This is a genomic window from Bdellovibrio sp. HCB288, from assembly GCF_047305935.1.
GTDB lineage: Bacteria > Bdellovibrionota > Bdellovibrionia > Bdellovibrionales > Bdellovibrionaceae > Bdellovibrio.
Genome location: NZ_CP178619.1, coordinates 2,886,609 through 2,909,504, shown reverse-complemented (window position 1 = coordinate 2,909,504; position 22,896 = coordinate 2,886,609). Strand labels below are relative to the sequence as shown.

The 22,896-nt window shown below is 47.0% G+C and carries 17 protein-coding genes; 10 read left to right on the top strand and 7 right to left on the bottom strand.

Going from position 1 to position 22,896, the window contains the following annotated elements:
- From ACLVWR_RS14240 to ACLVWR_RS14220, 5 genes are read left to right on the top strand one after another with little or no spacing between them, the layout of a single operon-like run.
- On the top strand, positions 1-474 hold the full coding sequence (locus ACLVWR_RS14240) for a prepilin-type N-terminal cleavage/methylation domain-containing protein (RefSeq protein WP_413581296.1): 474 nt from the start codon (positions 1-3) through the stop codon (positions 472-474).
- Positions 438-1,487: a prepilin-type N-terminal cleavage/methylation domain-containing protein gene (locus tag ACLVWR_RS14235; protein ID WP_413581295.1), complete on the top strand. Its 1,050-nt coding sequence runs from the start codon at positions 438-440 to the stop codon at positions 1,485-1,487. Before ACLVWR_RS14240 ends, ACLVWR_RS14235 begins: the two co-directional genes overlap by 37 nt.
- Entirely contained in the window at positions 1,484-2,695 is a 1,212-nt protein-coding gene (locus ACLVWR_RS14230) for a hypothetical protein (RefSeq protein ID WP_413581294.1), read from the top strand. Before ACLVWR_RS14235 ends, ACLVWR_RS14230 begins: the two co-directional genes overlap by 4 nt.
- 31 nt (positions 2,696-2,726) lie before the next feature.
- Positions 2,727-3,548: a hypothetical protein gene (locus ACLVWR_RS14225; RefSeq protein ID WP_413581293.1), complete on the top strand. Its 822-nt coding sequence runs from the start codon at positions 2,727-2,729 to the stop codon at positions 3,546-3,548.
- Between the two features lie 52 nt (positions 3,549-3,600).
- Positions 3,601-5,775, top strand: a complete 2,175-nt coding sequence (locus ACLVWR_RS14220) for a spermidine synthase (protein ID WP_413581292.1) — start codon at positions 3,601-3,603, stop codon at positions 5,773-5,775.
- On the opposite strand, the gene ACLVWR_RS14215 is transcribed toward ACLVWR_RS14220, so the two are convergent.
- Complete coding sequence (locus ACLVWR_RS14215; RefSeq protein WP_413581291.1) at positions 5,772-8,030, bottom strand: fused MFS/spermidine synthase; 2,259 nt, start codon at positions 8,028-8,030, stop codon at positions 5,772-5,774. The two genes, ACLVWR_RS14220 and ACLVWR_RS14215, sit on opposite strands and share 4 nt — an antisense overlap.
- 61 nt (positions 8,031-8,091) lie before the next feature.
- Here ACLVWR_RS14215 and ACLVWR_RS14210 point away from each other — a divergent pair, with 61 nt between their 5' ends.
- From ACLVWR_RS14210 to ACLVWR_RS14190, 5 genes are all read left to right on the top strand, one after another.
- The gene (locus tag ACLVWR_RS14210; RefSeq protein ID WP_413581290.1) at positions 8,092-8,571 is read left to right on the top strand and encodes a hypothetical protein; all 480 of its coding nucleotides are present in this window, start codon (positions 8,092-8,094) and stop codon (positions 8,569-8,571) included.
- A 65-nt stretch (positions 8,572-8,636) separates the two neighbouring features.
- The gene (locus tag ACLVWR_RS14205; RefSeq protein ID WP_413581289.1) at positions 8,637-9,347 is read left to right on the top strand and encodes a hypothetical protein; all 711 of its coding nucleotides are present in this window, start codon (positions 8,637-8,639) and stop codon (positions 9,345-9,347) included.
- Positions 9,334-11,679, top strand: coding sequence for a hypothetical protein (locus ACLVWR_RS14200; protein ID WP_413581288.1), 2,346 nt, complete (start codon positions 9,334-9,336; stop codon positions 11,677-11,679). The genes ACLVWR_RS14205 and ACLVWR_RS14200 overlap by 14 nt, the downstream gene beginning before the upstream one ends.
- Before the next feature lie 34 nt (positions 11,680-11,713).
- Positions 11,714-12,568, top strand: a complete 855-nt coding sequence (gene kdsA, locus ACLVWR_RS14195; protein ID WP_340599458.1) for a 3-deoxy-8-phosphooctulonate synthase — start codon at positions 11,714-11,716, stop codon at positions 12,566-12,568.
- 109 nt (positions 12,569-12,677) lie between these two features.
- The gene (locus ACLVWR_RS14190) at positions 12,678-13,598 is read left to right on the top strand and encodes a S1 family peptidase (protein ID WP_413581287.1); all 921 of its coding nucleotides are present in this window, start codon (positions 12,678-12,680) and stop codon (positions 13,596-13,598) included.
- Positions 13,599-13,637: 39 nt separating this feature from the next.
- Here the strand turns inward: ACLVWR_RS14190 and ACLVWR_RS14185 are convergent, their stop codons facing one another.
- The 6 genes from ACLVWR_RS14185 to ACLVWR_RS14160 all read right to left on the bottom strand — a co-directional run bounded on the left by ACLVWR_RS14185 (position 13,638) and on the right by ACLVWR_RS14160 (position 22,733).
- Complete coding sequence (locus ACLVWR_RS14185) at positions 13,638-13,904, bottom strand: DUF5985 family protein (RefSeq protein ID WP_413581286.1); 267 nt, start codon at positions 13,902-13,904, stop codon at positions 13,638-13,640.
- A gap of 1 nt (position 13,905) precedes the next feature.
- A complete protein-coding gene (locus ACLVWR_RS14180; protein WP_413581285.1) occupies positions 13,906-14,163 on the bottom strand; it encodes a DUF5985 family protein in 258 nt (85 codons plus the stop codon).
- A 2-nt stretch (positions 14,164-14,165) separates the two neighbouring features.
- The gene (locus tag ACLVWR_RS14175; RefSeq protein ID WP_413581284.1) at positions 14,166-14,546 is read right to left on the bottom strand and encodes a hypothetical protein; all 381 of its coding nucleotides are present in this window, start codon (positions 14,544-14,546) and stop codon (positions 14,166-14,168) included.
- Complete coding sequence (locus ACLVWR_RS14170; protein ID WP_413581283.1) at positions 14,536-16,587, bottom strand: response regulator; 2,052 nt, start codon at positions 16,585-16,587, stop codon at positions 14,536-14,538. The genes ACLVWR_RS14175 and ACLVWR_RS14170 overlap by 11 nt, the downstream gene beginning before the upstream one ends.
- A gap of 10 nt (positions 16,588-16,597) precedes the next feature.
- Positions 16,598-21,928, bottom strand: coding sequence for a HAMP domain-containing protein (locus ACLVWR_RS14165; protein ID WP_413583507.1), 5,331 nt, complete (start codon positions 21,926-21,928; stop codon positions 16,598-16,600).
- 430 nt (positions 21,929-22,358) lie between these two features.
- Entirely contained in the window at positions 22,359-22,733 is a 375-nt protein-coding gene (locus ACLVWR_RS14160; RefSeq protein ID WP_413581282.1) for a hypothetical protein, read from the bottom strand.
- Positions 22,734-22,896 lie beyond the last annotated feature (163 nt).

Sequence of the window (22,896 nt, the reverse complement as noted above, 5' to 3'; positions counted from 1 at the left end):
GTGAAACTGAACAACAACCGCGGTTATTCAATGATTGAACTTTTAGCTGCCATCGTGGTGGGTGTGATCGTCAGCTATGCAACTTATGCCTACATCACTTATATTTCCAATCTTTCAGCGCAAATGCGTTTGACCCGCGCTTCGAATGACAACGTTCAGGCGATTGTGGAAAGCATCCGTTTTAATTTGTCTCTGTATCAGGTGTCTTTTGAAACCAACATGACCAAAGAGGAAGCTCTGTTGAAAAGGGATGCTTTGCCCTTTGGGCTTTCCTACGGGACCATGATCCCGAAAGCAGAATGTTTCAAAGAGAATCCTTGTCAGGCCTATTTTGGCTACGTCATTGTGCCCAGTTTATTTGTTAGAAATTTATATCAGGTCGACCTGAGGGTCGCCCTGCCCGCAGACAAAAGAGTCATTGGTAAGCAGGAGGAACGGTGGAAACAATACACCTACTTCATCACAGTGAAGTAAAAAATAAAAATCCTCTGCAAAACGCAAAGGGCATGACCATCACGGAACTCCTGGTGGTTTTGGCACTTGTGGGCGTGGTCGCCTTGGGCAACGCCACGTTCCTGTTTGATTTCACCAATCAGTTAAAACGCATTAACGCCGCATCTGAAGGCGACACTGAGTTGTCTGTTTTGAATATTGCCACAGTGAATATTCTGAAAAAATCAGCAACCAGCTTCAATAAAGTGGATTTACGCGACGATAAAAATCGTAACTTCTTTGATTATTATCCTGACGTTCCATACTCCACTATCGAGGATCAGGCGAAAGATTCTGCGCAAAGATCTTTCACTATGACGCCGGGTCAGGCCAACCGCTATTTCTACCTACTTCAGTCGGAAGAGGCTGAATTTGACTCGGTCATTTTCGATCCTATGTTCGCCTACAGACAATCCTCGGTACCAGCCAACCAACTGCTGAACGGAACCGTTCAATATGTGGGATTGAATTCCATCCCGGATTTAAAGGGCACAACGGGCTCATCCCCGCATGGCTCCATGACTCAGATTTTTCAAACGCGCTGGGCCCCGGGAAAGTTATTTATGTTAAGCTGCCCTACTTATTTGCGCCCCATTGTCGGTGGTTCGATCAGCATCATGACTGCTCCCCGATTTGCTTCTTATCTTGGAAAAGTAAGCGGCAGTGACCTTGGACTGCTGTCAAACGCAGAGTCCAAAGTGAACATTATAAATTCTCACCCAATCACCCTGGCCAATTATACAAACGTTGATGGATTCATGCGCACACTGCCCGCTGTGGGTGGAGCTGCACCTTTTGTCAAAATTGAACCTGTGACTATGGTACGATTTGAATTACGTATAAACTCCGTGACACAAAAGTCGGAGCTATGGCTTCAGGAACTGACAAATGGTCAATATAAAGATGTAAACATGCTGTTATCCGGAGTGAAACAAGTTAAATTCGTTAGAAAAGCGATCACACTCCCTATTATCAGTCTTGAGGTGACCCGATGAAAAACATGAACTTGAAGCTTATCATCGCCGCCAGCTTACTGGTTCCGCTTTCCTTGCAAGCGCAAACCAAGAAGTCCTCAACAACCAGTGTTCTGCCTTTTACCGGGCCTAACATGAACGACGTCGTATTAGATTCCCAGCTTGTGATGAACGGGTCAAACTCGGACGTAACCACTTTGGATATTTACGTCAGCTGTTTTGGTACTAATCTTCGTGCCGTTCCAAATCCAATTTCAGAGCAATCAGAGATCACAGCGACTTTGTATTATCTAACGGCTGCCGGTGGCAAAAGAAAACTAGATATCACTTTCCCGGCGACTGCAACCATGCGAACCACCGCCAGTACTGATGTGGATTTAACCAATGCGACTGTCCTGGACAACAATACCAGCACGCGCTTGCGTGCGCGCTTAAAGGGAAATTTGATCCGCATCAATCTGGAAGGTGCTAAAACCATCCCTGTGGATGTCCTGGCAACAGGTACTGATTTCACTAAATTGGATGCATTGGATGTTAAATCGGACTTCCTCAGCGGCATCACCTTTGCGCAAAAAGTTACCAACAGCAATAGCGAGCGCCGCTATATGGCTTTTGATGGACCCATTACCGCCGCCAGCAACTGGTATGCTTCAGAAAACGGAAAATCCCTGACCATGCTGGCAGCCTTTCCGGGTGAAACCTCTTTCTGTGGTGGTTACTTCTCCCCGTTGGTTTTAAAATTTGATGATGACCTGCCGAAGGTTGAAAAGACCTCCAAGTTTCCTCTTATAGCCAACCAAAACGGAAGAAAGATCTCTTGGCCCACATTTAATACAGAGATGTACTTCCTGGTTCACGATCAGAATGGCAACGGCAAAGTCGATGGCGGTCATGAGCTCTTCGGAGACATCAACAACTTCCAGGACGGATTTAAAAATCTGGAAGTCTATGACTTCAATAAAGATGGTGTGATTGACTCCAAAGATCCGGTTTTTGCAAAACTGCGTCTTTGGAAAGACAGCAATCACGATGGAAAAAGCTCTGCGAAAGAGCTTAGAACGCTCAAACAGCTGGGTGTTGAGTCGATTTCCGTGAAATACACGGATGCGACCCAGGATCTGGGCCCTAACGCGCGTCTTGTAGGACCGGGCGAGTTCACCTACAAGGATAAAAAGGGCGAGCAAAAGAAAGGGCGCGTCTGGGATATTTTTCTTAAAATTGTTCCTTAATTGAGATAGCATTTTTTATTGGGAGGATTCCATGAAAAGGCAAACTCAACTCAAATTAGCATCTGGCGTTTTGCTCTTGTTTACGATCGCAGTTATTTCCGAAACCGGTTTCTCAAGACCCGGTGACAACGGCAACCGCTGGGAGTACCGCTTTAAAAAGGACTCTCCGACGGATAAAAGCCCTAAAACGGATAATAGAGGAAGCGTCAGCGCCCCTGTCAATCTGGGAAGCGATGGGACTGCCTGCCGTGATGCTTTCATCATGATGAGCACCATTTTTGATGACACTTCAGCTGCCGCTGCAAAATCGCGTCTGGCGGTACCACCGTTAGCTCATGGTGAATCAAGAAACTTTAAATGCACCGACCCTCAACCTGCGATGTCCAATTCAAAAGAACAAAAGGTGATTGGCGGGACTTTGACGGTTCAGTGTATCAATGGGGTGGCAACTTTAGCAGCCGCAAGCTGCGACCTGAGTGCACCACCACCACCTCCGCCTGAACCGACACCGACTCCAACACCAGGTCTATGCACGAACTGTAACACAGTTGTTGCCACGAACTACACTGAAGTTCAAATTAGTAAAAATGCAACCGGCACTCGCAAGACTTCAACTGTCTACCGCTGTGACGGCCGAGCCTACCTGACTAAGTATGAAAGTTCCGGCAAAACTGTTTGTACTCCGCCATCATCACAACCTGGATGCGGCAGTACTTGTGATGCTATTGGTTTTACAAGCACAAGCACATACCAAATCTCCAAGAATGCCACTGGTACCAGAACTTCCACAACCTACCAATGCGACAACGGCAAGGTATTGGTTAAAGGCTCCAGTGGAACATATTGCCGCTAAACTTCGCAAACAAGGCGCCCCCGAGTGGGCGCCTTCCTTTTATGGATGAAGAATGATTTTACTGTTGGCCCTGTTCTCGGGCCTTTTAAATCTTTCAGCGCAAGTTCTTTACCAAAAAGTCGTCTCTGTGACTTTGGGGGACCTTTACACCACGTACATCCTCGTGACATTGCTTTTCATCTGTGGCGCTGCTCTGGGAAATTTATTTTCTTCAAAACTGCGCAAGCACCTGCCCTTGTTGGAAGTCTTAACCGGCATATACAATATACTTTTGTTTTTTAAAAATCCGCCCGACACTTTGCTGATTGCAAGTCTGCTAATTCCCGCCTTCTGCCTTGGCGCACAACTTCCTCTGTACAGTTATTACTTGCGCCAAATTCGCTATCGCTGGATTTACTCCCTTTACCATTTGGGCGCGATGGCGGGTCTTTTGGCCTTTGAAGTTTACTTCACTCACGGTTTATCCATTCGCACAGCACTGGCAGCACTGGGCTTAGCGCAAATCTCGCTGGGAATTGCATTGTACATATTTGCCAAAAAAGATCGCTTCCATCTAACTTCAAATCCGCAAATTCACCTGAAGAAATTCTTTGCGCCCGGGCATCGCCTGAGTATCTTCGCCGTCCTGGCAATTTCAACACTTAGCTATTATCAAATTTTCTGGGCCGTAAAAACCCAGACGTTCTTAACCGAAGCCTTCCGCCTGCAGGCCACACTGATCACCATGGCTGTCTTTTTTTGGATGAGTTTTGCCGGTGCCGTTGAAAAATGGGGAAAGACGGTCCCTCGTGCGGCATTATTCATCGCTTGGGCCTGCGCTCTGTTGATCATCCAGCTATGCTTCCCAAATTTGCCTGTGTGGCTGCGGGACGCGATGAGCGGATCTCTTGCAAACTATCTCGCACTTAGCTTTATTCAGGCTCTATTCCTTACAATTCCAGTCTTGTTTTCCAGTCTGATGTTCATTCGCGGCGCTGAAGTAATATCCGAGGACATGGCGATTGATGAGTCTTCAAGCTTATTGAATATCATTGCCAGCGCTGGCAACACGGTGGGAATGCTGGCTGCCGTGTTAATGTCTTCGCAGCTTTGGTTCAATTCTTATTTTGCCACAGCCATCGTTGCTGCCAGCGCTTGCGCGCTGATTTTTGCGCATTTTGAAAATCGCTATTTCAAAACTGCAATTACCTTGGTTGGAGTCGCCATTCTGGCCTTTTTCGCCTTTAAAAACAGGCAGGCGGATTCTTTGCTTGGTAATCGACTCTCCAAAGAGGCCCGTGCGCAATCAATCCCCAGCACCACGACAATTCACTCCGAAGCGTTTTCGTCCATCGCCATCCATAACACACTCTCAAACATCCCACCCCATGAACCGGTGCGAATGTACTACATCGATGGCCATGCATCTCATGACTTGAATTTGTTCACTGAAAACCTGGTGGGATTGATTGCAGCTCCCTATTTCCCAGGCACAATCGATAAATCCCTGGTTATCGGCGTGGGCTCCGGACAAACCTCCTGGGGAGTCGCGGCTATCAGTACAAATACCGAATTGGTCGAAATATCTCCCGCCGTTCGCAAAACATTGAATCTATTCTCTTTTGAAAACAATCAACTGGCCACTCGCCCCGGGATTCAGCTTCACCTGCAAGATGGAATGAATTTCTTAAAAGCCTGTCCCACTGCCACTTACGACCTGATCGTCAACACCTCCACCTACCCAGGAAACTTCAATGCCGGGAAGTTGTTTACGGACGAGTTTTTGTCTTTGGCAGTATCATGCCTGAAAGCAGAGGGTGTCTATCAAACCTACTTTGATATTGCCTCGGTCATTGATATTAAACAACGAGCCGAATTCCTGGCTCCATTGCAAAAACACTTCAAGCATGTCGATATTGTGAAAATCCCCTATCCCATCGTGATCGCTTACAATACACCTCGTGAACTTAGAAAAACCAGAATCTCTGATTTACTTAAAAACAAGGACCTTGAATTTTATCAGAATACTCTTGTTAACAAGGCATCCTTCAAGGAGCCCTGCTTCCCGGTCTATCGAGACATTCCTGCGGCACAAGAGGCCCGTATGAACACCTTGGACGAGAGTATTTTGGAAGCCAACTCCATCAGCAATATGGTGCAGGCCTTGAATCCACATTTTTTAGGTGTGCACCTTCAAGACACCACCTCTGATTTGAAATCCTCGGGCTGCTGGCAACCTGAGCCCTAATAGTCCCTTGGATAATTAAGAAACAAATCCGTCGCGGAAGTTCGGCTTTTTTCAATCAACAAATTATCATCCGTGACAATGGCATCATTCACACCGGCCTCACGGCGGATGTACTCGATCCAACTATTTGCCACTTTCTCTGCAATATCGAAATCACCGGGTGTATTCAATCCATCCTGATCCCAGGAACGGCTTGGCATCAGTTTTTCTGCCCGATCCCAACGGGCCGCATCCCACGATGTAAATGGCTCCATTTTACCGAGGAAAATAATTCCATCGTAATCGTAACCCGGCAAAATCTTGTAGTAAGGAAAACTCTGTTTGGCAGTATTGATCAAGGCTTGAATAGAGTGCTGGGACCCAAACAACAACTGTGCATAGACTCCCCCCGGCGCCAGATTCTGAGCCACGATTTTATAAAACTCTGCTGACATCAAATGCGTTGTGCCAACTCCATAGGGATCCACATTCACAGTCAGCACATCCCACTTTTTGCCAGAAAGTGCGACATAACTGCGGCCGTCGGCGGCGATATTTATCACTCTTGGATCTTTAAGATAGTCGTTGTTTTTAAAAGTCATTTCACTTTGCGCCCGCAAAACCAACGGCAACAATTCAACACTGGTGATATTTTGTTGCACTGGAAGTTGTACAAAGGCTTCCGTGGTAAGTCCGTACCCCATCCCCACGACCAGGACATTATTCAGATCCTTGGAAAAAAGGGCCGGATACAAAGCGAGATTCTTTTGCACCACTTTTGTTTTTTCAAAACCATATGGCGCCACCAACGAGCTGAAATTATTGAACATCGCCCAGCGAGTTAACTCTGGTTGCGCAGGATAGGGCTTTAGTTGAACCAGGGACAAATACCCGAACTCATCTTCAGCTTCAAACAACACCGTCTCGGCCGAATTAAGACTGAGCGGCTTCAATGTGACGAAGCCCAAAAGCAAGAGTCCAAAAATCACAGTCAATCCGCGCCGTGCCCCTTGAGTGAACTGAATCGCGCCAAAAAGGGCCAAAATCAAAAGTGCCGCGCACAAAACTTTCAAACTGTTCACGGTCCCCAGGTATCTGAACAAAACATAGGTTGCAAGCAGACTTCCTAAGACTGAAGCGAAGGTGTTTACATAAATTGCCCGCGACAAACTTTTCGTACGCGCCAAGGCCGAAGACTCCCCAGCCTGAATCAATCGCAGCGACAACGGAAAACACAAACCTAAAATCACACCCGGCACGATGGCCAAAACCAGCAATGCCACAGCAAAAACAAAATGCAAACTTTTATGGTACGGGCTAACCAGATCAACTGCCAAAGCCATGGTGTGGTTGAAAAATAAAAACCCCACACTCACTGAAAATACCGCGAACAGTAATAGATTAATCAATCTGGAAACCTGACTCCGCACAGGTATGTCTTTCCAGCGTGGACTTAACGCCGCCCCGAGAAACAGCGACAATAAAAGCACTGCCAAAACAAGACTGTGGACGTAAACACGTCCTCCTAAAAGCAAAGAGGCCAGGCGAAACCACAGCTGTTCCAGACTTAACACGAAGAAGCCGCTAAGCCCACTTAAACAAACCGCCCAAATTTTAATGGTTCTCGCAGACAACCCCTCATCCAGAGAATGATGATCAGGAATATTTGTCTTCGCCTCTGTCGGTATATTCTGAAATTTATGCCTAAAGAAAATTACACCCGCCAGAAAGTTCAAGCCAATCCCCATAGCCAAAGTATTTTCAAGCCCTGCAAAATAGATCAAAACCGTGTAGGATAAAAATGCACCCACAGCCCCGCCAAGACAGTTCACGGCATAAAGCCATTGATGCTGACTGGCCTCTGAAAACTTGTAACTGATCACTGGAAATGACAACCCCATTAAAAAGGTGGCCGGGAAAATAAAGACCCCTGTCAGTAAAAAATGGGACATCAAACTCGGGCCGGAGAAATCCCGCACCCAATGTGTGATTGACTCTGTGTTTCCCGTAAGAATCGCAAAACTGGCGCAAACAACCAGCACAATCGCGAACTCACAATAGGAGTAAAGGGGAATTTCTTTTCGAAATGATCGTCGAAGCAACTTAGGCGCCCATGCAGTACCGAGCCCAAGTCCCAGCATGAAATGCGCAATCACGCAGGAAATGGACAATGTGGTTCCACCCAACAATGTTGAAAAAACGCGGATCCAAAGAATCTGATAAAGCAAACCAGAAAATCCCGTCAAAAACATTGCTGTGATACCCTGACTGAACATTCCTGATGCCTCCACCTTAGATGCTTGTAAAGATGCTACCAATCGTCTAGCCTTAAAACCAATGGAATTTTTCAATAAAAAATCTGAACTAATTCTTTTGATGACTCTGGCCGTGATATTTACGGTGAGTTTCTTCACACGCCCACTATTTCCTGTTCAGCGCTATCCCCTATTTGCGGATGCTCCGACGACGTATGAAACTTATCATGCCAGCCTGCCCACAGGAGAACAGATCCCCTTGCTCAGTTTGCAATTGCAAAACAACTATGACGGCGATCCCACTTACGACGTCGGGCGCCACCCAGCCACGGTCTACGCTTGGGGTAAAATCCTAACCACAGAGCAGTTGCAGAATCACTTCTCCACCCTGTCCAAACAAAATCAGATCCCCAAGGAGTTTTGTCTTATCAGAACCATCTGGGGTCAGCGCAGTGATCAGAATTTTGGAGTCATAAAATACTCCCTGTTTTGGTGGTCCAATGAACATCTTGCAGAAAACAGCGATTCAGCACCACCGGTCTGCAGAGGTACGGTTATATGATCTGGCCAACATCTGTCCGTTATTTTGATGGTTTTCGCCGCCTGGTCTTACTGTGCTCCATTTTTTTGGGCCTGGATCAATTATTTATCCCTTGGCGAACGGCAGGCGCAATCTTGCCCGTTTCTGTGATTGGCTATTTGCCAGCAACGCTTATTGAAAATAAAATGGCATTTCAAATTTGCACAGGCATTTTTCTGGTCAGCACGACGCTATGGCTGCTCAAATTGGTTCCGCGCTTCTCTTCCGTCATTTCATCGTTGTTTTTCATATTGAGTACTTCCTGGTATCTGCAAAATGAACCCTTTGGCGATCACCGCCAATCCGTCTTTTCGCTTTTACTAATCTTATTGACCCTGCGCGAATGGGGTTTACTACAGCGATACTTTTATCAGGCGGCGGCTGTCGTGGTGCTCTCGTTTTACTGCCTTGCTGGTTGGGAAAAGATTTTTTATTCAGGTCTTTCATGGCCCAACGGCACCACTCTGCAAGTTTTCGTACACTCCATGGGATACATGGAATCTTATATAGGCAGAGCCATTCTTCAAAACCACAACCTGGCCGTATTTCTTCAATGGGGAATCCTTATTGTGGAATGCGGAGCCTTCCTTATCCTGACCGGACCGCGCCTGCTTCGATGGATGTGTCTTATTGCTTTGTTGGGTTTCCATATCGGCATCGAGGAAATCTTCCATTACCGCTACTATCTGCATTTCATGATAGTTATATATTTGTTCGCACTGCCGGGTCTTTTGGAGAAAAAACATGTTCAGTCTTGATCGGTTTAAAACAAATTCTGAAAAGATTTTTCTCCTTTGGTTCGGAATTCCCGTGCTGCTGTACCAGGTTCTTATCTCCAGAATTCTATCGCAAATTTTCGGCAGTCTTTTTTTCATTCAACTATTCCTGATCGCAGTGGCCTACCTGGGTACCTCCCTAGGCAGCTATTTCGCAGATCGCTGGAAATTCACTCTTTCCAATAGCCACCTCTCCCTGGTGATACTTAACGCCGCCCTGCTGGGGTTCTATTTGAACGACACGGCCTTATTAGCCGCCACCGATCTGAGTTTGATCCTGGGCTTTGTCCTGTTTTTTCTAATCAGTTTTGTTTCGGCCATGATTCTTCCTTTGTATTTCTTAAGAACCGACACCGAAACTGGATCCTCTACCAAGCGCTTCAATCAGGTTTATTTTTATTTCCATCTGTTGGTGGTCGGGGCCTTGATTTGGATGGAGTTGGATTTACTTTCTTCCGTCGGCATCACGCAAATCCTGATTGGCCTGACGCTACTTGAAGCCTTTTGGAGTATTTACTGGTGGTTTCGCGACAAAGACCGCGGCATCCAACAAATCAGTCGCTTTACAAAAGAGATGCTTTTTTCGACTTCGGCAAAAAAATTACTCCTGTCCCTTTTTGTTTTTTCGGTAATCAGCGGCGTGATCCAGTCGATTCTTTATCGGCAAGTACAAACCACACTGGCGCCCCTGGCCTTTCACTACACTTTGTATTTGGCAGCATTGCTGCTGAGCTGGGCCGCCTCCAGCTTGTGGTTTCAAACACGCAAAGGCTATCAATGGCTTAGCTGGACGGATTTCAAAAGCAAATCGGCGATATTGATTTTTGCACTATTGGTTTGGACTCAAGCTTGGCCCGTAGGTTGGGCCTGGATGTTGGATGTTTGTGGTTTAAGCACCTTTGATGGAGCTGCACTTCACTCCTCTGTGACACCTGAAAACACCCCGTCCATCATCTTTATGATTCGCGCCGTATTCACCCTGGGGCTGATCTTTCCATTTGGTTTCTTTTTCGGAAGCCTATTGCCACTGGTGAAAAAAGAAAATGAAGACATCCCCTTGGGAATTTATCTAAGCATCAACTCTTTGGGAAATGCCCTGGGCATTCTGGTTTTCATTTCGATACTTTTTGAAGTGATGGGGATTTTTCAACTCTGGGCTTTCCTGGGGCTGTGCTGTCTGATTTTCGCCGTTCGCACCATCAAACTCCGTATCATCACCAGCTCGCTGATTGTGATCATGGGAGGTTTATCTTGGGGGCTGTTAAGAACATATTCCTGGGATTTGGGCAGCTTTAATATGCGTGGTTTTGCGCAGTGGTATTCCTATTCTCAGGAAATCAGCAAAGTTCAGACCTTCAAACATAACAGCAGCCAGGTTAACTTTGTAGAGTTCGCTGGACAGTACTCACTGATGTTCATGAACGGTCACACGTCGGTCTTCCTTCCGCACCAGGAACCGATCCCCTTGATTGATACTTTGATGGGCCTGACGCCTTTGGCTTACGTGAATAATTTTAATAATGCCCTGGTGATCGGCATGGGCACGGGCGCGACGGCTTTGGGAGCGGAACAGCTTTTTGCTCATACCGACATCGTGGACCTGGATCCGACGATGTTAAAAGTCGCCGGCAGTCTTAAGTTTGTCGCCGACAAGTTATTGCACAACCCCAAAGTGACTTTCACCGAATCCGACGGATTGACTTATCTTAGGACGACGAAAAAGAAGTACGACCTTATTTACAACAACGTGCCTTCACCGGTTTATTTTGCTGCAGCGAAACTATGGACGCGTGAAGCTTTACAGGCCGTTTCATCAGCCCTTCATGACGACGGTATTTTTGCCCAGTGGTTGGATGGGGAAATATCACCCTTGGCCTTGGACAGTTTGATTCGTTCCTCTGAGGATCTGTTTTCCCAATGTGATTTGTATTTGCTGAATATCGAGTTTTATTCACTGGTTTGCTCCAAAGGAGCTGCTCCGCTGAAGTTTAAAACCTACCCCGACAGCCTGGCGAGCCTGATGCAAACCACACCGCTGACATTCAATGCCTTTCTACAGGCTTTAAAGTTCCCAAAGGTGCCCATGAAGGCCGTCGATCCTGACATCCCTTTGAACACCCTGGACAAACCCTTTATGGATATTCTGGTTGCGCAAAACCCACCGGGCTGGCTGCACAATGCCCGCAAAGACTCCGTGGCCGCCCGCTTTAAGATCGGCGACACCCTCACTCCCGAGAAGTGTTCCCGCATCCGGGGCTGGCTGTTCAATCGGCACTTTGTTGAAACTCCAGGCAATTGCGCAGAGCTTTTCTGATTGCATGGGCGAGCTGGAATGCTAGAGTCAGCCCATGCAAAACAAAACCGTTAAACTTGGCAAAATCGAAGTAGCAAATGACAAACAATTCGTCCTGTTTGCAGGTATGAACGTGCTGGAAAGCCGTGACCTTGCCATGCAGGTGTGCGAGCACTTCGTTAAAATCACTGACAAACTTAAAATCCCCTATGTCTTTAAATCTTCCTTTGATAAGGCCAACCGTTCCTCCATCCACTCCTACCGCGGTCCGGGCATGGATGAAGGCCTTAAGATTTTTGCTGAACTTAAAAAAACTTTCGGCGTAAAGATCATCACCGACGTTCATGAAGTCGCACAGGCAAAACCCGTTTCTGAAGTTGCCGACGTTATTCAATTGCCAGCCTTCCTTGCGCGCCAAACTGACTTGGTTGAAGCGATGGCTCGCACGGGTGCGGTGATCAACGTCAAAAAACCCCAGTTCCTAAGCCCCAGCCAGATGGGCAACATCGTGGAAAAAATTGAAGAGTGTGGAAACGACAAAGTGATCTTGTGTGAACGTGGTTCATGTTTTGGTTACGACAATCTTGTCGTGGACACGCTGGGCTTTAATATCATGAAAAAAGTTTCTAAAGGTGCGCCCGTTATTTTGGATGCAACTCACGCGCTTCAGTTCCGCGATCCAATGGGTGCGGCTTCTGCAGGTCGCCGTGGTCAGGTCGCAGAGCTTTCCCGCGCGGGATTGGCTGTGGGCCTTGCTGGCTTGTTCATTGAAGCTCACCCGGATCCAGCGAATGCAAAATGTGACGGCCCTTCTGCATTACCTTTGGCGAAAGCTGAAGCGTTCTTGCAGCAGATGAAAGCCATCGACGATTTGGTTAAATCATTCCCGATTTTGGATACTGAATCCTAATTGAAAACTCGGCCCCGGAAAAATCATTACAGGTGATTAATTTTTCTTGCAAATGTGTGGTGGTTCTATAAAAGGACCCCACACTTTTTTTATTTGCGAGGAACACGAGTTGAAACTTCTAAATGCCTTTTTATTGGCTGTTGCTTTCATCACTGTAGGTTGCAGCGCTTCCGTTGAACCCACACTAGTATCAAATAAGTCTGCTACGCCTATTATTGGCGGCCAGTTGGTTAAACAGGACTCTGCTCTGGCCCACAGTGTGGTAGGAATCTACGACAACAACTTCGGCTTCACATGCACGGGTTCGCTTTTGCCAGGAAATCTGGTTTTGACTGCAGCTCATTGCATCGGTGAAAAAACTTCGGAGGTCTATGTAGTTTTCCATCCGAACATGGAATCCATCCTGAATCTTGGTAAAAATTTCAGAACTCACCCAGCTGTTCGCCGCGTGGTTAAAATGAAAGCCCACGAAGATTTCGCTGGCAGCCAAGACAACATGGCAATCCCTGGCCACGACATCGGTTTGATGATGTACGAAGGCGAAACTCCAAAAAACTATACGCCAGCTAAAATCCTGACTGAACCCGCAGCACTAAAAAGAGACGCTTTGACGATTCTTGCTGGTTACGGTGTGGACTATGCTGAGGTGATTCCAGTCAACCCGCGCAAAGAAAAAAATCTTCAACAGATGATCAACAATGGCGAAGTTTACTGCGACAACGACGATGCACGCAAAGCCACAAGCTGTGTTCGTGAAGAGATCAGCGGCCCTGCAATTCTTAAAGCTGTGCAGGTAAAAATCAAGTACACTCCGAATGAGGGTGAAGTTGTTTTGGACCAAACTGGCGGTCAAGCAGCTTGCTCCGGAGACTCTGGTGGTCCGGCTTACATCCAGGTTGGTAACGAATACCAGCTTTGGGGTGTCACCAGCCGCAGCGGCTTGGGTTGCAACACCGATATCATTTACATGAACATTCTGTACTATGCAGTTTGGATCACAGACACCGCGAAATCTTTCGGTGCCAAGTAAATAAAAAGGCGGCTTTTAGGCCGCCTTTTTTTTATTTCTCTAACCGCGGTTTTTATCCACAACCGCCAATATGATCAGTAAAAATGCCAGAAGCCTCATGGAGAATATCCAGGAGTTGTCCTCGCCCTGAGCCGGCATCAGCACAAGGAACCATCTTTCGGCTGCCAACATAAAGAATGAAGCCGCAAAAAGAGCAAAGAACCGATCTGAGGTTTTTCTCCAAAACTTCAAAAAGAAAACACCTGAGACCACAGACGCCATCATCACCGCACCATAAATAAATTGCTTTACGATTTCCTGACTCATACTACACCGTATCCCAAATCAAGCCGTAGACCATGGCCACCATCCCGCCCAAAATGATCCAGGCGCGAATCATGGAAAGGTCATAGTCCGGCCCCAATAAGAAATCCACCGAGAGCAAAATATTATTCAGAGCCACGCCTACAAAACAGATACTGCTCCAGAACAACAAACGAGTGCGATTGCGAAAGTAAGCACGTCCCAAAAAAAGAGCGCAGCCAAAACTCGTTATAGAACAAAGTAAATAGACATAAAAAGCCACGATCAGTCCTTTTTAATTTTGAACGCATTTGCAAAGTCGCGAATGCTGTCAATGGGTTGCGAATAAATAAAATTAATAATCGAAGATCTACGGGTATTAAACAGCACTTCAAGCTTATCGACGGTGGCAGACAGGTCGCCCGCATCAAAGCGGAAGCGGCCATTCTCCTCTGTCAGCAGGCCAATTCCCACCAACTCGCGCAGCTGCGAGTGGGCGTACCCCGGATTAGACCGCATTTCAAGACTCACCTCTTCAGGTGTCCATCCACGCTGACTGTTTCGTTTTAGCAAAAAAAGAACATCTAACAGAGTGACCGAATGAATATGCCTTCTGACGAAGTTCTTGATCTCCAACGAGATATCTCCAGAATCATCAAATGGCACAATGATCCTCCCGCAGACCCTTGCCACGATAGATGCCCGCCAGCAATTCAATCAACTTATTAAAGTTAACAGGTTTCGCCAGATGGTAAGTACATCCCGCGTTAATACTTTTCACAGTCTCCTCCTTAAGTGCATGGGCCGTCAGCGCTATAATAGGCAGATCGAACCCTTGCGCACGCAATCTTCGCGTGGCTTCGTAACCATCCATAACCGGCATCTGAATGTCCATCAGTACGGCATCATACTCGTATGACAATGCCGCCTCGACGCCCTCTTTACCATTATCCACAAAATGAACAGTGGCTCCCACTCCTCCAAGAAAATGTGAAATCAGGGCTTGATTGTCCTCGACATCCTCAACCAAAAGAATTTTCATTCCTTTCAGTTTTTGCGATCCCTTATAACTTTGATCCTTTTCATTTTGAGGAACTGCAAAGTTCAACGTGTCGATAAAGAACGTGCCTTCAACCGGGTCCGCATTCACTTCAATCAGGAATGTGCTTCCCTGACCAGGCACGCTGCCTGAAAGTGTCACATCCCCGCCCATCGCACGCGCCAACTGACGAGAAAGTGCCAAGCCCAGCCCCGTGCCGCCGAAGTTTCTGGTAGTGGCACTGTCCTCCTGAACAAAGGGTTGAAACAAGTTTCCGGCATGATCAGGCTGAATACCCACCCCAGAATCGGAGATGTAGAATCTCATCTTGCTGTTTAAATCCATTCCCGAACGAGGCACCCATTCCACATCCACATGAACGTGCCCTTCACTGGTAAATTTGATGGCATTACCAATCAGATTTAGCAGGATCTGGCGAAGTCGAGTTGGATCCGACGTTATTTTTTTAGGGATGCTGCAATCCAAGTCAATGCGGAAATCCAGACGCTTATCCAGTGCCTGCAATCGCAGAAGCGAGCGAATGTCCTCAAGGACACCTTCCACATCCACTTCGACTCTTTCAATTTGCAACCGGCCGGCTTCCACTTTTGAGATATCCAGGATTTCATCGATCAGCTTAAGAAGCTGGTCGCCATTTCTTTGCACGGTGCGAATCCATTTGGCTCTTTCTTCCGGGGTTTGCTCATCATCCAGCATCAGTTCCGTGAAACCCAGGATGGCATTCATCGGCGTGCGAATTTCATGACTCATATTTGCCAGGAAGTTGGTCTTTGAAACACTGGCGGCATTTGCGTGTTTTTCAGCTTCAATTAATTTCAGCTCAATGGTTTTACGGTCATGAATATCCGTACAGGTGCCAATCCAGTTCACCACACCCAACATATTTGTGTCCGAAACTGCACGAACCCAGAACCAACGAGCCTCGCCCTTCTTGTTAAAAAGACGGCACTCTGTTTCGAAGGCATTGCCGTTGTCCATGGAGTTCATCCAAACTCGCAACAACTCTTGCAAATCTCCTTCATCAACAGCGGACTGCCATCCCCGACCCACGCTTTGCTCCAGACTTAAACCCGTGTAGTCAGTCCAGCCTTTATTAAAGTAATCAAAAGTTCCGTCGCCTTTTGCTCGCCAAATGACGTGCGGAATTGCATCCGCCAAACTTCTATAGCGGCGCAGACTTTCCACTTCCAGCTCGGCCAAACGCAGAAAGCGTTCCCGTGCCTCTGAAACTCGTATCAATTCAGCCTGCTCCTCGAGTTTTCGGGATTTTAAAAACAACTCCACAAAAACACTGACTTTGGCCTTTACGATATGCGGTTCAAAAGGCTTAAAGATATAATCGACCGCGCCCACTTCATAGCCGCGATAGATATACTGATCATCCTTGTTGATTGCGGTGACAAAAATAATCGGCGTCTGGCGATGCCGCGAATTTAAACGAATACGTCGTGCCGTTTCGAACCCATCCATCCCCGGCATCTGAACATCCAGCAGAATCACTGCAAAGTCGTGATGATCCAAAAGCTCCAAAGCTTCAGGACCCGATTGCGCCTGCAATAGATTAAGCCCGGGATCCCCCAACACGGCCTGCAGGGCCAACAACCCATCCAATCGATCATCAACAATTAAAATATCCACTGCATCCATTGAGCCTCTCCTATTGCTGAAGTCCCAAGGAATTTTCAGGCAACCATGAATACATCACCGATAACAAATAGTCCTCGTCCACAGGCTTTGTCACATAGTCAGAAGCTCCCGCAGACAGACATTTCTCACGATCACCTTTCATGGCTTTGGCAGTTAACGATATAATTGGCAACTTCTGGAACATCTCCAGTTTGCGAATTTCGCGGATGGCCTCCAAGCCATCCATTTCCGGCATCATGGTATCCATCAAAACCAGATCCGTGTCAGGATTTTCATTCAACACTTTGATACCCTGGATGCCATTTTCTGCGAATATCACATTCATGCCACGCATTTTTAATACACTGCTAAGAGCAAAAACATTGCGAACATCATCATCCACGATAAGGATTTTTCTTCCGGTGAAGTCGGCATCGACCGGCAGTGGCGTCACATCCGAATATTCGTCTCGGACGTTATCGGTCACACCTTCCGGCGCTGAATACTTCACGGGCAACGTCAGAATGAAGCTGCTTCCTTGACCTGGTGTACTTTCAACAGTGATCACACCGCCCAAAAGACGCGCTATCTCTCGGCTGATGGTCAGTCCCAGACCCGTTCCGCCGTACTTTCTACTGGTTGTTCCGTCGGCCTGCTGAAAGGCCTCGAAGATCAGCTTCTGTTTGTCAGAAGGGATACCAATCCCCGTGTCCTGAACCCGATAAACGATTGCTCCCTCCGGATACCCGGCAGTAGATGCAAATTTCACATCCAAAGACACATTGCCTTTATCAGTGAACTTAAAGGCATTGGACAAAAGATTTTTTAAAATCTGATGCAGACGATTCTCATCAGTCACCATGGATTTAGGAAGATCCGGAGAAATAGTGATCAGGAAGTCCAAACCTTTGTGTTCAGCAACAGGTCTGAAAGTCTGCTCAAGATAATCCTGAACTTCTTTGATTTCCACAACTTTAGGAGTCACCGGCATTTTACCGGCTTCCACTTTGGAAAGATCCAGAATTTCATTAATCAACGCCAACAAATCCTGACCCGCAGAATGAACAGTGCTGGCAAATTTAACCTGCTCACCATTCAGATTTTTCTCGCGATTGTCTGCCAGTGTTTTTGAAAGTATCAGAAGACTGTTCAGAGGAGTTCTTAATTCGTGCGACATGTTGGCCAGGAATTCAGACTTGTACTTGGAGATCAGAGAAAGCTGCTCTGCTTTTTCCTCCAAGGAACGGCTGGCAAGTTCCACTTCCTGGTTTTTCACTTCCAGAAGTTTGGCTTTATCCTCCAGTTCTTTCGCCTGAGCTTCAAGCTCCACATTCGAACGTTTCAACTCTTGTAGAAGTTCCTCTGTTCTCATACTGGACGAGATCATATTAAGGATAACCCCGACCGAATCCATCAACTGATCCAGGAAGTTGATATAGTTCTGAGTGAATGGCGTTAAAGACGCAAGCTCGATCACGGCCTTTAGCTCGCCTTCGAAAAGCACCGGCAGCACGATTATGTTGCGTGGCTTTTCTTCAACTATGCTGGAGCTGATCATAATATAGTCATCTTTAGGGTTCATCAGCATGATGCGTTTTTTCTCGAACGCACACTGACCGATCAGGCCCTCTTTTAGTTTGTACTTATTAGAAACTGAACGACGTTCAGAGAATGCATAGCTCGCAATCAGATTCAGTGAACTTTCGTTGCTGTCATTTTCAAGCATAAAGAACGTACCCTGACGTGCATCCACCAACGGTGTCAGCTCCGACATGATCAACTGGGCCACAGAAGCAATACTGCGCTGACCCTGCATCATTCCCGAGAACTTCGCGAGATTGGTTTTCAACCAGTCCTGCTCATTATTTTTCTGAGTCGTGTCTTTTAGATTGCTGATCATCTGATTGATGTTTTCAGACAGAGCCGCAACCTCGCCCTCGGCCTCAACGGAAATGGAACGGGTCAAATCACCCTTCGTTACCGCTGTGGATACTTCGGCGATGGCACGAACCTGCGCCGTTAAGTTTCCGGCCAGCTGATTCACGTTGTCGGTCAAATCCTTCCAGGTACCAGAGGCACCCGGTACGCTTGCCTGACCGCCCAGCTTTCCTTCGATACCAACCTCACGGGCAACAGTCGTTACCTGATCAGCAAAGGTTCTAAGTGTATCGGTCATGGAGTTGATAGTTTCGGCAAGGGCCGCAACCTCCCCTTTGGCTTCGAGAACGAATTTTTGTTCAAGATCACCGTTGGCAACTGCGGTTACGACTTTGACGATACCACGTACCTGAGTTGTCAAATTCGAGGCCATGAAATTTACGTTGTCGGTCAAATCCTTCCAGGTACCAGCAACACCCGGCACCCGCGCTTGCGCTCCCAGTTTACCTTCGATGCCCACTTCGCGGGCGACAGTTGATACCTGATCTGCAAACGTTCTTAGAGTATCGGTCATGGAATTGATGGTTTCCGCAAGAGCGGCAACTTCCCCTTTGGCTTCAAGGACGAATTTTTGATTCAAGTCCCCGTTGGCAACGGCGGTTACGACCTTCACGATACCACGTACCTGTTTGGTCAGATTCGAGGCCATGAAGTTAACGTTATCAGTTAAGTCTTTCCAGGTTCCGGAAACGCCACGCACTTCCGCCTGACCTCCAAGCTTCCCTTCCGTACCCACCTCTTTCGCCACACGAGTCACCTCGGCAGCAAAGGAGTTCAGCTGATCCACCATCGAGTTGATAGTGTTTTTTACTTCCAGGATTTCCCCGCGAGCGTCGACTGTGATTTTTTGTGACAAGTCCCCGTTCGCCACCGCAGTCGTTACTTTTGCGATGTTACGAACCTGCGCCGTTAAGTTTCCGGCCAGACCATTTACGTTATCTGTTAAGTCTTTCCAGGTACCAGACACACCTTTTACCTCGGCTTGTCCGCCCAGCTTTCCTTCGGTACCCACCTCTTTGGCAACACGGGTTACCTCGGCAGCGAACGAGTTCAGCTGATCCACCATGACGTTGATAGTATTTTTTAATTCAAAGATCTCACCTTTGGCATCAACTGTGATCTTTTGTGACAAGTCACCTTTGGCAACCGCGGTGGTTACTTTTGCGATATTACGAACCTGATCCGTTAAGTTTCCGGCAAGGCTGTTTACGTTATCTGTTAAGTCTTTCCACGTACCAGACACACCTTTTACGTCGGCTTGTCCTCCCAGCTTTCCTTCTGTACCCACCTCTTTGGCAACACGGGTTACCTCGGCAGCGAACGAGTTCAGCTGATCCACCATGACGTTGATAGTATTTTTTAATTCAAAGATTTCCCCGCGGGCATCAACGGTGATCTTTTGTGACAAGTCACCTTTGGCAACGGCGGTGGTCACTTTTGCGATATTACGTACCTGTGCGGTTAGATTTCCCGCCAGACCATTTACGTTATCTGTTAAGTCTTTCCAGGTACCAGAGACACCGGATACTTCGGCCTGTCCGCCCAGCTTCCCTTCGGTACCCACCTCTTTCGCCACACGAGTTACCTCGGCTGCGAAGGAGTTCAATTGATCCACCATGACGTTGATAGTATTTTTTAGTTCAAAGATCTCGCCCTTGGCATCAACCGTAATTTTTTGTGACAAGTCACCCTTGGCAACTGCAGTGGTTACTTTTGCGATATTACGAACCTGCGCCGTTAGATTTCCGGCAAGGCTGTTCACGTTATCTGTTAAGTCTTTCCACGTACCAGACACACCTTTTACGTCGGCCTGTCCGCCAAGCTTACCTTCAGTTCCCACCTCTTTGGCAACACGAGTCACCTCGGCTGCGAAGGAGTTCAGCTGATCCACCATGACGTTGATGGTGTTCTTAAGTTCCAGGATCTCGCCCTTGGCATCAACCGTAATTTTTTGTGACAAGTCGCCATTCGCCACGGCCGTGGTAACTTTTGCGATATTACGAACCTGTGCTGTCAGATTATTTGCCAGACCATTTACGTTGTCGGTTAGATCTTTCCAAGTTCCGGAAACCCCTTTTACGTCGGCCTGACCTCCAAGTTTTCCTTCCGTACCCACGTCTTTCGCAACACGAGTTACCTCGGCCGCAAAAGAGCGCAGCGTATCCACCATCGTATTGATGGTGTCCTTCAGTTCTAGGATCTCACCTTTGGCATCAACGGTAATTTTTTGTGATAAGTCACCATTCGCAACCGCAGTAGTTACTTTCGCGATATTACGAACCTGTGCGGTCAGGTTATTCGCCAAACCATTTACGTTATCTGTTAAGTCTTTCCAAGTTCCCGACACACCTTTTACGTCGGCCTGACCACCCAGTTTTCCTTCGGTACCCACGTCTTTGGCAACACGGGTTACCTCGGCGGCGAATGAACGAAGCTGATCCACCATGACGTTGATGGTATTTTTTAATTCAAAGATTTCCCCGCGAGCATCAACGGTGATTTTTTGTGACAAGTCGCCGTTCGCAACCGCGGTAGTTACTTTGGCGATATTACGTACCTGCGCTGTCAGATTGTTCGCAAGACCATTTACGTTGTCGGTCAGATCTTTCCATGTACCGGAAACACCTTTTACATCGGCCTGACCACCCAGACGACCTTCAGTTCCCACCTCTTTCGCAACACGAGTCACCTCGGCGGCGAAGGATGAAAGCTGATCCACCATGACGTTGATAGTATTTTTTAATTCAAAGATCTCGCCACGGGCATCAACCGTGATTTTCTGAGACAAGTCACCTTTGGCAACCGCTGTGGTTACCTTCGCGATATTACGAACCTGATCCGTCAGATTTCCTGCAAGACTGTTTACGTTATCAGTCAGATCTTTCCAGATACCAGAGGCACCGCGAACGTCGGCCTGACCACCTAGTTTACCCTCGGTTCCTACCTCTTTTGCCACACGAGTTACCTCGGACGCGAACGAGTTCAGCTGATCCACCATGGAGTTCACTGTCGTACCGATACGGAAAAATTCCCCTTTTACAGGGCGACCATCAATTTCCAAAGACATCTTGGAGGACAAATCCCCTTTTGCCACCGATGTGATGACACGGGCAACCTCTTGAGTCGGTTGAACCAGATCACCGATCAACAGATTCACGGAATCAACACTCGTCGACCATGCACCTTTCACAGAGCCCATCGACACGCGCTCATTCATTTTACCTTCCTGACCAACTGTGGAGCGCACTCGAACAAACTCATCGGCCATGTTTTCATTGAGTTCGATAATGTCGTTCAAAACCTCACCGATTTCAGCGATTATACCCTCTTGGTTGATGGGCATTCTGACCGCAAAATCTCCACGACGCACAGCCTTTACTGTAAAAAGTAGCTGGCGCAACTGCTCTTTAGCAATGCTGTCGATCCTCAACGACTGCTCAGAGAATTCCGATTCAACATCGATCGCAGCTTGATTCTTTTTTGCATCAAGGGCTTTTTTTCCCTCAGAAAATGGCTTTAATTTGGTGGAAATTTTTTTCGTATTTTTAGACTTAACTACATCAATGGAATCAGCTTTTGCCACGATGGCCCCCTCGTTTTTTATCTCCATCAATTAACCTTAAGTAATTTTTGAATTGTAACTAAAACGAGTTTATTACATGGTCTTAATCGATTTTGACCACACTCTGTCAATTACAGAACGGTCATTTGAATATCTCCACCGATGCATTTTTAATGGTTCCCCGAGACAGAAAGTTGTTAAGAAATCACAACAACTTCTTCACATGAAAATAAAAAACCCACTCGAAAAAGTGGGTTTTTTATTTGGGAACATATTTTTCATATTTCTATTTCTAGGGTTTCAACAAAAACAATTCTGAATCTTTCGTATGCTTGTCGTGAACTTTAATTTTGATTTCCTTGTCCGACGGCATCTCATCTTTAAATTTATATCCGTCAGCCACTGATATCAAATCCAGCTGTTGCTCCAAACCTTTCGCATCCGTTGTCGCTGCCGTCACAGCATAACGCGAAGAACTCAATCCCTTCACTGTTTTCCCGACCAAAGAGACACGCACTGTTTTGGACTTCGTATCAAAGTCCACGGCAAACAATCTGCCCTTGCGTGGAACAATGGTATTTTCAAAATAAGGGCCTTCTTCTTGGGCTCCCGAAATACTCTGGAACAAAAACAATGCAGAAAACAAACCGATCATTAAGACTTTCATAACGCCTCCACTGCTCAATGATTCCCTCAACCTCTGGTAATCACAAGATCTTTCCTTTGACCTGACAAAACTCTGGACAGTTCCACCTGGGAATTAGAAATAATTATGCAGGGCTGGAAATGGCGGTAAACAACGATAGAATACATTCCTGCAAAGGGATGTT

What these genes read in the sequence shown, in the direction of transcription:
- ACLVWR_RS14230 (WP_413581294.1), top strand. Translation starts at nt 1,484, where the DNA reads ATGAAAAACATGAACTTGAAGCTTATCATCGCCGCCAGCTTACTGGTT.
- kdsA (WP_340599458.1), top strand. Translation starts at nt 11,714, where the DNA reads ATGCAAAACAAAACCGTTAAACTTGGCAAAATCGAAGTAGCAAATGAC.
- ACLVWR_RS14160 (WP_413581282.1), bottom strand. Translation starts at nt 22,733, where the DNA reads ATGAAAGTCTTAATGATCGGTTTGTTTTCTGCATTGTTTTTGTTCCAG.
- ACLVWR_RS14210 (WP_413581290.1), top strand. Translation starts at nt 8,092, where the DNA reads ATGGAATTTTTCAATAAAAAATCTGAACTAATTCTTTTGATGACTCTG.
- ACLVWR_RS14220 (WP_413581292.1), top strand. Translation starts at nt 3,601, where the DNA reads ATGATTTTACTGTTGGCCCTGTTCTCGGGCCTTTTAAATCTTTCAGCG.
- ACLVWR_RS14215 (WP_413581291.1), bottom strand. Translation starts at nt 8,030, where the DNA reads ATGTTCAGTCAGGGTATCACAGCAATGTTTTTGACGGGATTTTCTGGT.
- ACLVWR_RS14170 (WP_413581283.1), bottom strand. Translation starts at nt 16,587, where the DNA reads ATGGATGCAGTGGATATTTTAATTGTTGATGATCGATTGGATGGGTTG.
- ACLVWR_RS14200 (WP_413581288.1), top strand. Translation starts at nt 9,334, where the DNA reads ATGTTCAGTCTTGATCGGTTTAAAACAAATTCTGAAAAGATTTTTCTC.
- ACLVWR_RS14185 (WP_413581286.1), bottom strand. Translation starts at nt 13,904, where the DNA reads ATGAGTCAGGAAATCGTAAAGCAATTTATTTATGGTGCGGTGATGATG.
- ACLVWR_RS14225 (WP_413581293.1), top strand. Translation starts at nt 2,727, where the DNA reads ATGAAAAGGCAAACTCAACTCAAATTAGCATCTGGCGTTTTGCTCTTG.